A 14429-nucleotide genomic window follows, 5' to 3' on the forward strand; every position below is an offset into this window, starting at 1 on the left:
CTCCGACCATGCGCCACCTTCTAACCGCAATTCTCGCCGCAGCGTCTGTCGCCTCCGCGACACGGGTGCTCGCGCAAAAGCCGACACCACTTGCGCAGCCCGGCCATACTGTTGCGCCAATTAAATGGCCAACGCAGGATGGCGCATACGACATTCCCGGCTTCCACTTCAAAGACGGCGAAACTATCGCCAAACTCCATCTCCACTACCTCACCCTAGGCACTCCGCATCGCGACACCGCCGGCCTTACTGACAACGCCGTCCTCCTCCTTCATGGCACTGGCGGCGACGCAAATTCCCTCCTGGCACCCCAGTTTTCGACCATCCTCTTCGGCCCCGGTCAGCCCCTAGACATCACAAAGTACTACGTCATTCTCCCCGACGACATCGGCCATGGTAGCTCCAGCAAGCCCTCCGACGGCCTCCACATGCACTTCCCTCAATATGACTACGACGACATGGTCGCCTCGCAACACGCCATGCTCCTCGACGGCCTGCACGTCGACCATCTTCGCCTCATCCTCGGAACCTCCATGGGCTGTATGCAGGCATTCGTTTGGGGCGAAACCTACACGACCTTCGTTGACGCTCTTGCTCCATTCGCCTGCCTCCCCGTTGAACTCGCCGGGCGCAACCGCATGATGCGTTATATGGCAATCCAGAACATCAAGCTCGATCCAGCATGGAAAAACGGCGACTACACCACCGAGCCTATTCAAGGGCTCCGCGGAGCTAACGAACTTCTTCTGGCCATGGGCTCTGCTCCCTTACAAATGCAGAAGAACTTTCCCACTCGCATCGCCGCCGAGCAGTATGTCGACACCTATCTCGAACGCACCCTCGCCCACACCGATGCCAACGACCTCGTCTACTACATCAACGCCAGTCGCAACTACAACCCTCTTCCAAAGCTCTCCACCATCACCACACCGGTTCTGTGGATCAACTCTGCCGACGACTTCATCAACCCGCCCGAACTTGGCATCGCGCAGGCTACCGTCACCAAAATGCCTCATGCAAAATTCATTTTGATTCCCATCAGTGACGCCACCCGCGGCCACGGCACCCACACCCAGGCCGCCGTCTGGAAAGACTACCTCGTCGACTTTCTCGCCCAGACTGCAAAGAAATAATCGCGCTCCCATCAGATGACAAACGCATGACATCTCCACTCGCAAACTGCTGCGAGACTTGAAGCAGGAGATGTCATGCACGCGCGCCGAGAGCAAGTGTCCTGCCCCGCCTGGACCAGCGATCAACTCGACTCAACCACTCCGCCCGAGATAGAACCAGCCTACTTTGACGACTCTCTCCACGCCTGGGTCTTCAGTCGTCACGAAGATGTCCTTGCAGCCTTTCGAGCCTCAAGCCTTGTGCCCGCAGGCCCCCATGCCAAGGTTCATGCGCCGCCACCCGACGAATCTGCCCTCCACAACACGCGCAGCGAGACACAGGAAAGCCTCTCCTCCACGCAGCTTAGCCTGTGGCGAGATCAGTTTTCACCCCTGATTCAACGGGTTGTCGACACACTCCCGGAAGACCGGATCGTCGATCTCCTCGAAGACTACGCACGTCCCATATGCCTCTCACTCGCCGCAGCCATCACCGGCATCGCCCCCGAAGTGGCACCCCATCTCCGATCCATCGCTCAGCCCATATCTGCCTCTGCCGCCGATCCCCACGATCCTGTCTTGCGAACCGCCTCGAAGCCTGCCACCCTTACCCTTCGCGCCTTCTTCCACTCCGGTCCCGAGGCTCTTCGCGACTCAGGTTTTGTCGCCTTGGCGCACACCATGCCCAGCCTCATGGCGAACCTCTGGTACGCGCTTCTCCAGCACCCTCACGAGTGGACCCGTCTCCATCAAAGCATCGACACAGCCGAACAGGCGATCGAAGAGTTGCTTCGCTACGCCGGGCTACCACGCACCCTCTTCAGACAAGCCTCTGAAGATCTACACCTGGCCGGCTGCGCCATCCGCAAAGACGACCGCATCATCCTCAGAATCATCGCCGCCAATCACGACCCGCAACGCTTCCCGCATCCGGACCACGTCAATCTGACCCGTCGTGCCGCAGGTCATCTCACCCTTGGGGCTGGCCCTCACGCCTGCATCGCAGCTAACCTCATCCGCCAGGTTGCCACCTCCCTCACCGCTCCACTCCTCAAGCGCTTTGCAACAGGGACGCTTGCGGAGGAGGTGCGCTGGCAAGGCGGTTCAGGCTTCCGCTTTCCTGTAGCCTTGCGCGTTCACCTCAACACCCGCAAAGATGGATTCACGTCCAGTCCGCACCGCTCTCTTTAAAGCCGCTCGCGTAAGAGGCTCCCTGCCTCTTTGTAGCTAGTCACACTTTCAACCTATTGCCGCCTAACGGCATCACAGGCACAACAACCTGATCCCCGGCCGCAACTTCAACTTCTCCGCACTGGCCGCCCTCTCCGACAACGTCCGCTTCACCAGTCACCTTGCTGTCCGCGCCACCGTAAAACAGCTGGTCATCTGCTACAAAAGCCCCGACCGCGACCCGGCCGGCCAGGGCACCCCCAAATCTCTCCTTCGTCTCCCACGACAACTACATCAACTCCAATAATCGGGGCCTCCGCGTCGGCCCAGTCATTCGCTTCTAAATCGGCAGGCGGCGACGGAGTGCAACTTCTCCTTGCAATTATTTGTGGGCCGCTGTTCTAATCCATTGCACCCCCCGGATATCTGCTTGTCGGAGTGTCAGATGATCTCCTTGCGTCAAGGCCATCGTCCTATCGTGCGCTCATCAGCGTGCGGTTTGCTCCTTTGCTGTCTTTTCGCCTGTGCCTCGTATGGCGCAGCGCAAGAGGCCTCACAGGAGAACTGGGATCAGCCACTAACTTGGGCTCCACGAAGCGATATCGACAGAAATCTCTTTCTTCTCCACTACGTTCATTACATGTACTCGAACTCACCTGCTCTTGATGGTGACCCAAAGAAGATCGACGCCTGGTTTGCCACGCAACGGGCAACCTTGGCAGATCTCGACGGTGTAGCTCGCGCTCAGGGTGCAGATCAGCAGATACTTCAGATCTACGCGGAGACAATGAACTACATGTCTTCGGTTCAGACCTACCTGGCGCGTTTGAACATGATTAAACAAACCAGCGACAATCAGTCCCCGTGGGATGTCATCGCCAGCATCATCACGGGTGTGCAGACGAGCACGAAGGTCGAGGACACCTCAAAGCGGTGGCTATCAAGCGAAAACGCTTCAAGCGCTGGAACACTGGCCGGTTTCGCAGATGGCATTCTGACCTACCAGCAAAAGTCGGGTGCACGAGCCGCCAGCGATGCCGTAGCGATGCAGGAGGAGGCGAGAAAGCTTGAGGATGAGAACCGGCAGACGGCCTCCAGCCTTCGAACTCGCGCTGCAAGACTCACCGCCAAATATGGCTGGTCCAACGGCGAAGCCGCCTTCGATGGCTTTACGAGTCCGGATCTCAGCGATATGGTGGCGCGATCCCCTAGGGACCCGTTCCTTCAAGCCCGGTACGCCGACGCCCTTTACTCGCGAGCCAAAACTGGTAACGATGTCGTTCCCGCAATCAACGCCTACTGGAACGCGGCGCGTCTGGTACCGGATGATGCCGCCTTCTACCCTCTGCGGAACACCTACCTGCGTCAAGCAATCAACGCTGCCATCCATGCAGCCAATCTGGACAGCGGGAACACCTTCGCTCGCAAGAGTTATTTTGCCGGCAGTGCAACACGACTCTCTCGAACCTACATCTCTCTCGTCAGTCCGGATAACGGCTACGGGCAATACAAACTCGCAACCGCCCTCGGCTATGCAGGTCGTTATAGCGATGCCATCGAAGCAGCACACAAGGCATACGACTTGTCCCATGGGGCCTGGGAGAATAGCGTCGATTTCTGCGTGGTGTACGCAAGCCTGATGAGTCTCAGTGGAGACGAACAAGAAGCTGCTAACTGGATACTAAAGGCCTACACAAGGCACTACCGCGATATCAAGACGTTGAAGACCAACGATGACTTCGCGCCTCTCAGGAACCGCCTGCCGCAGCGTTTCGAGCAAATCACTTCACCAAAGGTCGTCTGGCATCTGCGGTTTGATACGCACCCCGCCTCTATAGTCATCCAGAACAACTCAGACTTCGACCTTGTACGACCCAAGCTGCTCGTCAGAGTACGGCAGGGGAATCAGGTTATCGAAAAACAGGTAGGTTGCGACCTGATCGAAGCCGGGCATAGCTGTCAGGTGGACAACGCAATTTCAGTTCCGGGCGATCGGGACGACGCCGAAGAAGCATCACTGATAAGCAATCAGTAATGTAAAGAGCGCCTTCAGCAAGCCTTTCCGGTCTGGATCCGGCTGCCACGCCGCGCAGTCCGCCCCCGCATGGAGACAAACCGTTATCATAAAGACAGCCGTATGCCCGCACTCGCAGCCGCACCTGAGACCATCGCCGTAGCCATGTCCGGAGGAGTTGACTCCTCTGCCGTCGCCGCACTCCTTCGCGCCCAGGGCCACACCCTCGTCGGCCTCACCCTCCAGCTTTGGAATCAGCGCCGTCTCGCCGGTCACGAAGGCATGCCCGAATCGGTCCAAGGCCGCTGCTGCTCTATCGACGACGTTTACGACGCCCGACGCGTAGCCGAGCAACTCGACATTCCCTACTATCTCGTCAACCAGCAGGCCCGCTTTGAGGCTGAGGTGGTCAAGCCCTTCGTCAGCGAATATCTCGCCGGCCGAACCCCAATCCCCTGCACCCTCTGCAACAACCACCTCAAGTTCGACCAACTCCTCACCACCGCCCAGCAGATCGGCGCCGACAAGATCGCCACCGGGCACTACGCCCGTAATCACTATGACGAAACCCGCGGCCGCTGGATTCTCTCCCGCCCCGCCGACCACTCGAAAGACCAAACCTATTTTCTGTTCGGTCTCACCCAGGATCAGCTCTCCCGCACCCTCTTTCCCCTTGGCGAGATGCAGAAGCCAGCCGTCCGCATCATGGCCTCCGAAGCCGGGCTCAACGTGGCCACGAAGCCCGACTCGCAGGAGATCTGCTTCATTCCTGGCGGCGATTACAGCGCCTTCCTCAAGGCCTACCTCGACGAGCAAGGCGAGCCGCTTCCCGACTCCTCGGGCGAACTTGTCTCCACCTCCGGCGAAGTTATGGGCCATCACGGAGGCATCCATAGCTTCACCGTCGGTCAGCGCAAAGGCCTCGGCCTCACCAGCCCAGACCCCCTCTATGTCCTCAAGATCCACCCGGACTCGCATCAGGTCACCGTGGGCAGCGACGCCGATCTGATGACCCGCGAGCTCAACGCCGACCGCCTCAACTGGATCTCGATTGCCGGCCTGTCCGGCGACGAAACAATCCGCGTCAGCATCAAGATACGCCACCGACACACCCCGGCCATGGCCACGCTAAGCAGCACCGGCCCGGAGACGGTCCTCGCCATCTTTGACGAGCCACAACGTGCCATCACCCCCGGCCAATCCGCAGTCTTCTATCAGGATGACGAGGTAGTCGGAGGCGGCTGGATCATCTAGCCGCAAATAATTAGGGCGCAGCCGAAGCCGCGCCCCAGCAAAACAAAGATCTCTTTACACATCTGGCCCACGATACCCACCGAAGCCTTTGGCCCGGCTCATCAGCACTTCCATCCCAGCCTTGAACCCACTCACAATCCCCGCAACCTGCTTCACCGGTATACGAATTCCATCGTGAATCGTATCGGCCAGCGCAGCCGTCCGCATGAGGGTGGTAGTTACAAGGTTATCGACGCGAGACACCTGCGCTTTGGTCTTGTCATTCACGTCCGTCAGCGTGGCGTCGAACTGCTGCGCCTTCGCCCGCACGATGTGGCTGGTCTCTGTAAGATTCTCTGTAATCACGCGGATCTTCGGCGTCATCTCCGCCATCAGCGACTCCGTGCTGGTGATGATGGGTATAGCGCGCTTATGAAACTCTTCAGCGATCACAATGAGTCGCTTATTCATCTTCATCGCGCCGAGAGCGAAAACCACCACCACAATCGCCTGAATCAGCATGCAGAAGGCTACTAGACCCACGAAGAACATCAATAGGCGCGAGTTCCCCGAAGACAGCGCACCTGGATCATCAATCCACATCCCCAACGTCATTCCACCCATTGCTAACATCGCCGCCACCCTCTTTGTTCCGACTTAACTCTCGACACCGCAAGGGGGCGGCTCTCTCAAGCGCGCCCCCGACATCCAAACCATCACAAATTAGGAGTGCGAATCAGACGTGGTCGTCGTGTAAGCATCCTTGCCGGCGTCAATCGCTGCGGCGACCTTATCCTGCTGCTCCTGCACGATTCCCTTACCCTTTTCAACATACTCGTTGAACTGGCTTCGGCCCTTCTCGTAATACTCCTTACCCTTATCGACGTACTCGCCCACTTGCTGCTTGCCCTGCTCGGTCAACGCCTGGGCGTGCGCCTGTGCCTGTGCGGCAAGATCGGCCGCGCGTTCTTTACCCTGTTGAGCCAGGACATTAGCCTTGTCACGCGCTTCTGAAGCGCCCGCAGCTATGTCGTTCCGCGTCTCTGCGCCCGACTTTGGTGCATACAGAACGCCAACAAGGGCACCTACGCCCAGACCTGCCAGAAACCATCCAAACCCGCTGATGCTGCTTTCGCTTTCGGCCATGTCACTCTCCTGTTCAGCTTCAAAGATTGTTGTATGAGATCCCGGTCTCTACTGTACGCGAACGTCGTTTTATAACAACGCTCTCCCGGGACACCCGATTGCCAGACCGCACTTTCCAGCCTGAGGGAAAATCAAGAGAATGTCTCCCTTTGGTGGATGCCCGACCCTCCCATTAGGTTGCGCCAGACCCTTCATCCATAGTACTTCTCACGCCTGCAGAGCCTGCTGTCCTGAGCAAAGCCGGCCATCCGCACTTCGCCGATCCGCTTGCACCCGTCCCAAACAATCCTGAACCCAACTCACCTTTTTGGAGTCTTAACCAAAGAAACAAGTATCCTGCAGTCTCAAGCACGAAAAGAAAGAGACCCATGCACCTGAAGACATCCGCAACCGCCGCTCTCGTCCTGGCACTGGCACTCTCCGGCTGCAAATCGAGCCCCCTGCCCGACGACACCGCGCTCAACACAGCGCTTCAGGCCAAGCTGACAGGCGACACCGCGATCGCCACCGAACCCATCCAGACCTTTGTGCAGGGAGGTGTCGCCACCCTCCAGGGATCCGTCAGCAGCGAAGCAGCGAAAGCGCTCGCAGCCAGCGACGCAGGTCAGGTTCCCGGTATCAAGTCGGTCACGAATCAACTCACAGTGCAGGCAGCACAACTCACGCAGCCGATACCCCCGCCACCTGTCGCCGCCCCGACCTCTGCACCTGCGCCGCCGCCCGTCACCCGGCCCACCAAACCCTCCGCCCGGGTTGAGGCGCCGATCAAGCATCCACAGCAGGCCTACAATCCGCCGCCAGCCCCTATCGAGCGCCGTCCGCTCCCAGAGCAGCAGGCGCAGCAGCCGATCGCGCCTCCCCTGGAACATCGCCCTACGCCGCCCCCTCCACCCGCCTTCCGCAACGTTACGATTCCGTCCGGCACCACGCTACCCATCCGCATTACCCAGACACTTGATAGCGCCTCCACCCAACCGGGCGACCCTTTTTCCGGAACGATCGCCAGTGACGTCGTCATCGACGGCCTCGTAGCCTTCCCTGCCGGCACGACGGTCAGCGGTAAGGTCGACGAGGTCCACGAAGCTGCCCACTTCAAGGGTGCTGCTCTCCTCACCATCTCCCTCGTCAGCATCAATCGTCGCGGCGACCGCCTCCCCGTCACTACCGACCCCTTTACCAAAGCTGCTGAGGGTCGCGGCAAAAATACTGCCGAGAAAGTAGGCGGTGGCGCAGCAGTAGGCGCTATTCTCGGCGGCATCTTCGGCGGTGGCAAAGGTGCCGCAATCGGCGGTCTCGCCGGTGGTGGCCTAGGAGCGGGCGCCCAGGGCGTAACCCGCGGCCAGCAGGTTCAGATTCCCTCCGAAACTCTCATTCGCTTCCGCCTCGCCAACCCTCTCGATGTTCGAGCCTCCACGGCGACTACGGAAGGCGACGCCAACCTTCAGCACCACGACAGCAACTAAGTTCTTAGGTAACCTGCAGTTGGAACTGTTTTCGCTTCCAACTCCCACCAAAGTTCGAGGTCTCAATAGTGACGCAGCCAGAACGCCGTCCGACAGGGTTTCTCACGCTCACCCTGCACGCGCATCTTCCTTATGTCGTCAATCACGGCACCTGGCCCCATGGCATGGAATGGCTCCACGAGGCTGCCGCCGAGACCTATCTCCCGCTTCTCCGAGTACTCGCCAACCTTGAGCGGGACGGCATGGCGCTCCACTGCAACCTCAACCTCTCGCCCATCCTGCTCGAGCAGTTGGCGCACCCCGTCTTCCTGGCGGAATTCCCTAAGTATCTCGGCCGCAAAATCGTCGCCGCACGCGAGGACGAGGCATTCTTCACCCAGTCCGGCGAGGCCCATTACGCCGAGACCGCCCGCTTCTGGTTTCGTTTCTTCACCCAGGCTCTCGAGCATTTTAATGGCCTCAATCAGGACATCATCGGTGGATTTCGTCACTTCAACGAAGTCGGCCTGATCGACATCATCACCTGCGCCGCCACCCACGGCTACCTCCCACTGCTAGGCACCGACGAGAGCGTCCGCGCTCAGATCCGTACCGCCGTCCAGACGCACCGCCGCCACATTGGCAGTCATCCCCGCGGCATCTGGAGCCCCGAGTGCGGCTACCGCCCCGCAGGCTCGTGGACCCAGCCTGTCCTCGACAACGGCACCACCGAGCCCCAACCCCCGATCGACCGCATCGGCGTAGAACAGGCTCTCTCCGAGTCCGGTCTTGAGTTCTTCTATGTCGATACCCACCTCGTCGAAGAGTCCCAGCGAGCCCCCTCCCCCTATCAGCTCCGCAGCGGCAAGCTGCTGTCGAACGGCAAGCTCCGCTACGAGACGCCCACCCTCCATACGCTCTCTGGCGAGCACCGCAGCCTCTACCAGCCCTATTACGTTGAAGGCTCATACGGTGGAGAACTTAACAAGCAGTACGCCACCACCATCTTTCCCCGCGATCCTAAAACCGGCCTTCAAGTCTGGTCCGGCGAAACCGGCTACCCCGGCGACGCAAACTACCTCGACTTCCACAAAAAGCGTTGGCCGGGTGGTCATCGCTACTGGCGCGTTACCGGCCACCCTGTCGACATGGGCGACAAGCAGCCCTACTATGCTCAGGAGGCGGACGCCCGCATCGCCGCCCATGCCAAGCACTTCGTCAATCTCGTCTGCGAGGCCATCAAGCCCGGTCTGAACGACGACGTCCCCCCGATTCTTTGCGCCCCCTTCGATGCTGAACTCTTCGGCCACTGGTGGTTCGAAGGCCCGCAGTGGCTCGAAGCCGTAGCCCGCGAGCTACACGATCACCCCACAGGTATCGCGCTCATCAGCTCCGTAGACTACCTCGACCAGTACCCCCGCGCCGGCTTCATCACCATGCACGAGGGCTCCTGGGGAGCCGAGGGCGCCAACCAGGTCTGGATGAATCCAGAGACCTCCTGGACGTATGCCCACATCTATCCGGCCGAGCGCTACATCCGCGATGTCTGCACTGCCACCACCTGGCGTACCTCACCCCTCGCAACCCGCATCGTCCAGCAACTCTGCCGCGAACTCCTCCTCCTTGAGTCCTCCGACTGGCAGTTCCTGATTACCACAGGTGCCGCACGCGACTACGCCGAGCTGCGTTTCCTCACCCACAACGACCAGTTCAACGACCTGAAGGCGATCTGGCAGACCTACGAGGCAACCGGCAGCATCAATGAGGAGCAGGAAAAGCGCCTTGCCGAGATCCACACCCGCGACGGAATCTTTCCCGACATTGACCCCGGCTTCTGGGCCAGCGGAGCCCATAACAACGCTGCTGAAACCACGATGTAGATACGAAAGCTCCGTCGCCTAGACCCCAGGTGCCGGAATGCTTTGGTCCCGCTGAAAGCTTGAGTACTCCAGAACAAGCCGCTCCACCACATAGGCGCTACCTTCAGCATCGAGCACTGAAAGCGCTTCATAGGAAGCAGGCCAGCACCGGTACACGTTGTACGCGACGGCCAGCGCCCCGGCAGGATCATAGATCTCAATCACAAGATCCTTCAGCACTCCGACAAGCTTCACACTGGTTCCCATCACCGCCTGCGCCCAGTTCTCAAAGGTCGGATCGGTCGTTACGCCGCGTTCCAACCCAAGCTGCGCTAACGTCGAGCGTCCCGGCCCGCTTTGCTCGATAGGGGACCCGCCGTCTCGCTCCAACACCACCTGCGTACTCCACTGCAGCCCGGTAACCTTCGATATTCCCGAAACATACTTCCCATCCCATTTCACGCGAAAGTTGCGATTCTCGAACGGACCTGTAACCAGCATGGCATCTCCCTGGCATAAATTTCTAATCGCCGAAGTCTAGCTCCTGCCACCTGTTGGGTCAAAAGAATCTTCTGCAGTCCGAACATCAGGACGAGCCATCCCGGTTTGCGCATCTCATGAATACACTCCTCGTGGCCACCTCACCCACACTCGCCCATCGCAGACCCCACCTGCTTCCGACTCCCCATCGCCGTGCGCGTCTCAACCCGCTGGCCCTATGGCATCTCCTCTCGCTCGATGCCCCCACCGTAGCTGCTCTTTGGACCTGGTTTCTCGCCCGCACCAATCGCGTCCACCTTCCTGCCACCGCCATCGCCGCCATGGCCACCGCCGTCTGGCTCCTTTATGCCGCCGACCGCCTCCTCGACACCCGTTCCTCCATTCCGCAGTCCCTCGAAGCCCGCCATCACTTCCACCAGCATCACCGTCGAGCGTTCTCCGTCGGCATCGCCGTAGCTACCCTGATCCTCGCTGTCCTGCTCCCAACCCTCGCCACCGAAGCTGTCCGCCTGTACCTTATCGAGGCCAGCTTCCTCACTGGCTACTTCATCCTCATCCACGCCACGCGCAGCGCCCACAGGCTCCCCAAGGAGTTGGCCGTCGGACTCTTCTTCGCCGCTGCCACTTTCATCCCAACGATCGCCCGCGAACCTGCCCTCCGCCTCCAACTCCTCCCTCCGGCCGTCCTCTTTGCCGCGCTCTGCAGCCTCAACTGCCTCTTTATCTACAAGTGGGAGCACCCCAACCCCACCTCGTCCGATACCCACCCCGCCACCCGGCTTGCCCTTCGCTACCTCGTGCCGATAGCGCTCACTCTCCTCATCGCGTCCGCAATCGTGACTCTTTTCGATCTCCAAACCCCTTGGCAGATCCCTGCCGCCACAACGCTGGCAACAATCGTCCTCCTGGTTCTCCATTACTACCGCCACGCCGTTCCTTCTACCACGCTCCGAGCCGCCGCCGACCTGGCTCTCCTAACTCCTATCCTGTTCCTTTTCAGGTAGCGGCTACTATCCACACAAGCTATGCCCGCCAACTTCAACCACATAGCCCGGCTCTACCGTTACCTCGAATACCTCACCCTTGGCCCCATCCTTCAGCGCACCCGAACCCACTTCCTTTCACACCTGCTCGACCGAAAACAAGCCCTGGTACTCGGCGATGGAGACGGTCGCTTCCTCGCCCAACTCCTCAAGACAAATCTCGGCATACACGCCGACGCGGTAGACACCAGCGCCACCATGCTTCAGCTTCTCCGCCAACGCTGCGAAACGACCGTTCACAGCGCTACCCATCGCCTCCACACACACAATCACAGCGCCCTGGAACACGCAGTCTCCAGGAAAACAGACCTGATCACCACCCACTTCTTCCTTGACTGCCTTACCCAGACCGAACTCGAAACCCTCATCGCCAAACTGTCTTCGCACCTGGCCTCGGGAACCCTCTGGCTCCACTCCGACTTCCGCATCCCCACCGGCCTTCTCAACCTCCCGGGCCGCCTCTACATCAGAATCCTCTACTTCGCCTTCCGCCTCCTGACCGGTCTGCGCACTACCCACCTCCCCGACCACGAAGCGCCGCTGCAGCAAGCAGGCTTCCAGCGAACGCACCAACATCTGAGCCTCTTCGGCCTGCTCACCACGGAGCTTTGGGAAAGAACTTAGCACCGATCAGTGCGGATGACACCGATCGAACCAGACATCAATTCCTGTGCCTCAGCTGCCTTCTGTCCTACAGCCGCGAGCCTTCATCCGTGCTCTTCCGCGCTCACCCGTGGTGAGCCTCTCAGACGGGATTGCAAGTAAATCGGTGTCATCCGCACTGAGCTGCGTTATGCCTCTCTCTGCCCAAGTACAATTCATCATGCCGCGAACCTACCTCTCAGCAGCCACCCTGCTCCTTCTCGCGCCCCCTCTCGCCTTTGCCCAAGGCAGCATCGCCACCAACTCCCCCACGCCCCTCTCGACCCGCGTCGTCGCCTACAACATAGACGCGAAGATCGACACCGGCAAGAAGGAGGTCGACGCCACCGAAACCCTTACCTACAAGAACCTCACCGGCCAGCCACTCACGACCTTCCCGTTCCATCTCTATCTCAACGGCTTCCAGCCCCAGTCCTCCTTCACCACCGAGACTCACTACACCGGCGGCATTCGTGACAACGAGAAAGACAACGACTATCCCCCTGAGAAGATGGGCAGCATCGCCATCGCCCACATCGACGCTGAAGGCTACGGCGACCTCACCCCGACCCAGCGCTTTCTGGCGCCCGACGACCACAACGCCGCCGATCGCACCGTAGCCGAGTTCACGCTGCCGCATCCTCTCGCGCCAAACGACTCCATCACCTTCCACATCGCCTTCCACGACAAGTTTCCCGTCTCCATCGCCCGCAACGGCTACAAGCGAGACTTCCTCATGGGCGGCCAGTGGTTCCCCAAGGTCGGTGTCTTCTGGCACGGTGCTTGGAACTGCCACCAGTACCACGCCACTACCGAGTTCTTCTCAGACTTCGGCACCTTCACCGTCCACCTCACTCTCCCCCGTAACTACGTCCTCGGAGCCACCGGCGTACCCACCGGCGAGATCGTCAATCAAAACGGCACGAAGACTCTCAGCTTCTACGGCGAAGACATCGGTGATTTCGCCTGGGCCGCCAGCCCGCACTTTCAGGTCACCGACGGCATCTTTCTCTCATCCCTCGGTCCCGTCCAGATTCACGTCCTCGCCCTCGCTGCTCACCCCGAAGCCGGCCAGCGCTACCTGAAGATCATGCAGCAATCGCTCGCAGAATTCGACCATCGCTATGGCCCCTACCCGTACAAAGTCCTCACGGTCATCGACCCCGAACCCGACTCTCAGATCGGCGGCATGGAGTACCCCACCCTCTTTACTGGCGACACCTCCTGGTTCGACCCCACCCACGTCACCGAGCTAACCGCCGAGCATGAGTTCGGCCACCAGTATTGGTACGGCATGGTTGCCACCAATGAGTTTGAGGACGCCTGGCTGGACGAAGGCATCAACTCCTACACCGAAGTGAAAGTCTTGAGCGCCATCCTTGGCAAAAACACCTCCTTCCTCAACAAATCGTGGGCCAATGCTGGGGATTCCACCCTTCAGCGCGTCACATACCTCTCCGCACCAGATTCGGACCCCGTCACCCGCCACGCCTGGCAGTTCCGCAACTCCGGCTCCTACAGCGGCGTCACGTACGGCAAAACCGCGACCCTCCTTACCACCCTCGAAGGCATCGTCGGCACGGACGTGATGGACGACGCTATGCGCACCTACTTCATGAAATACCGCTTCACCCATCCCGTCACCGAAGACTTCCTCCGCACCATCGAGCAAGTAGCCATCGCTCACGGCAAAGCCATCGGCGATGCACCCCCAAGTCCCTTCGCCAGCACCGTTCCCTTCTCGACCGACTACGCCGCCGCCCCACCCGTCAACTCCAGCCTGCGCCCCTTCCTCAATCAGGCCGTCTACGGAACCCAGGTCCTCGACTACCGTGTCGACTCCATCAGCTCCGATCCCGTCCAGTGGTGGCTCCCCGCGCCGAAGGACAGCAAGAGCACCCAGTACATCACCACAGTCAGCCTGCGCCGCAAGGGTGACTTCATCCTGCCCGTCACCGTTGAAGTCGTCTTCGAGGATGGCACACGCCTTCGCGACACCTGGAACGGCGTCGACGAGTGGAAGCGACTCACCTACACCCGCAACTCCAAAGTCGTCTCCGCCGAGATCGACCCTGACCACCTCGTCCTGCTCGACAAAGACCCCTTCAACAACAGCATCACCGAGCGAGCCAACTCCACCGTTCATCTCAAGCTGGCGAACCTCCTCCTCGCCGCGCAGCAGTTTGCCGAACAGCTCATCACCTGGCTGGTTTAGGAATTCGTTTGTCACAAGAACATCTGCACCAACTCAAGAGGCCTTCAACGTT

Annotated in this window: 12 protein-coding genes; 9 read left to right on the plus strand and 3 right to left on the minus strand. The window is 59.9% G+C overall.

What is annotated here, in order from left to right:
- Positions 1-8 precede the first annotated feature (8 nt).
- The 4 genes from OHL20_RS03150 (at position 9) to mnmA (ending at position 5550) form a co-directional block, all read left to right on the plus strand.
- Entirely contained in the window at positions 9-1133 is a 1125-nt protein-coding gene (locus OHL20_RS03150) for an alpha/beta fold hydrolase (protein ID WP_263381760.1), read from the plus strand.
- A 75-nt stretch (positions 1134-1208) separates the two neighbouring features.
- Positions 1209-2303, plus strand: coding sequence for a cytochrome P450 (locus OHL20_RS03155; protein ID WP_263381761.1), 1095 nt, complete (start codon positions 1209-1211; stop codon positions 2301-2303).
- A gap of 619 nt (positions 2304-2922) precedes the next feature.
- Entirely contained in the window at positions 2923-4317 is a 1395-nt protein-coding gene (locus OHL20_RS03160) for a hypothetical protein (RefSeq protein ID WP_263381762.1), read from the plus strand.
- 102 nt (positions 4318-4419) lie between these two features.
- A complete protein-coding gene (gene mnmA, locus OHL20_RS03165) occupies positions 4420-5550 on the plus strand; it encodes a tRNA 2-thiouridine(34) synthase MnmA (RefSeq protein ID WP_263381763.1) in 1131 nt (376 codons plus the stop codon).
- 54 nt (positions 5551-5604) lie between these two features.
- On the opposite strand, the gene OHL20_RS03170 is transcribed toward mnmA, so the two are convergent.
- Together OHL20_RS03170 and OHL20_RS03175 are read right to left on the minus strand one after the other, a co-directional pair.
- Entirely contained in the window at positions 5605-6162 is a 558-nt protein-coding gene (locus OHL20_RS03170; protein ID WP_263381764.1) for a hypothetical protein, read from the minus strand.
- Between the two features lie 90 nt (positions 6163-6252).
- Positions 6253-6675, minus strand: a complete 423-nt coding sequence (locus tag OHL20_RS03175; protein ID WP_263381765.1) for a YtxH domain-containing protein — start codon at positions 6673-6675, stop codon at positions 6253-6255.
- 368 nt (positions 6676-7043) lie between these two features.
- Here OHL20_RS03175 and OHL20_RS03180 point away from each other — a divergent pair, with 368 nt between their 5' ends.
- Both OHL20_RS03180 and OHL20_RS03185 read left to right on the plus strand, forming a co-directional pair.
- Positions 7044-8138 (plus strand): BON domain-containing protein, encoded by a 1095-nt coding sequence (locus OHL20_RS03180; protein ID WP_263381766.1) that lies wholly within the window; start codon positions 7044-7046, stop codon positions 8136-8138.
- Between the two features lie 68 nt (positions 8139-8206).
- The gene (locus tag OHL20_RS03185) at positions 8207-9997 is read left to right on the plus strand and encodes a glycoside hydrolase family 57 protein (RefSeq protein ID WP_263381767.1); all 1791 of its coding nucleotides are present in this window, start codon (positions 8207-8209) and stop codon (positions 9995-9997) included.
- 18 nt (positions 9998-10015) lie between these two features.
- Here OHL20_RS03185 and OHL20_RS03190 read toward each other — a convergent pair whose 3' ends face one another.
- Positions 10016-10477 carry a phage tail protein gene (locus OHL20_RS03190; RefSeq protein WP_263381768.1) on the minus strand — a complete coding sequence of 154 codons (462 nt, stop codon included), beginning with the start codon at positions 10475-10477 and terminating at the stop codon, positions 10016-10018.
- Positions 10478-10593: 116 nt separating this feature from the next.
- Between OHL20_RS03190 and OHL20_RS03195 the strand changes: the two genes are divergently transcribed.
- The 3 genes from OHL20_RS03195 to OHL20_RS03205 all read left to right on the plus strand — a co-directional run bounded on the left by OHL20_RS03195 (position 10594) and on the right by OHL20_RS03205 (position 14377).
- On the plus strand, positions 10594-11481 hold the full coding sequence (locus OHL20_RS03195) for a hypothetical protein (protein ID WP_263381769.1): 888 nt from the start codon (positions 10594-10596) through the stop codon (positions 11479-11481).
- A 21-nt stretch (positions 11482-11502) separates the two neighbouring features.
- On the plus strand, positions 11503-12144 hold the full coding sequence (locus OHL20_RS03200) for a class I SAM-dependent methyltransferase (protein ID WP_263381770.1): 642 nt from the start codon (positions 11503-11505) through the stop codon (positions 12142-12144).
- A 199-nt stretch (positions 12145-12343) separates the two neighbouring features.
- The gene (locus OHL20_RS03205; protein ID WP_263381771.1) at positions 12344-14377 is read left to right on the plus strand and encodes a M1 family metallopeptidase; all 2034 of its coding nucleotides are present in this window, start codon (positions 12344-12346) and stop codon (positions 14375-14377) included.
- Positions 14378-14429: the final 52 nt, after the last annotated feature.

Origin of the sequence: Granulicella arctica (assembly GCF_025685605.1) — a bacterium.
GTDB lineage: Bacteria > Acidobacteriota > Terriglobia > Terriglobales > Acidobacteriaceae > Edaphobacter > Edaphobacter arcticus.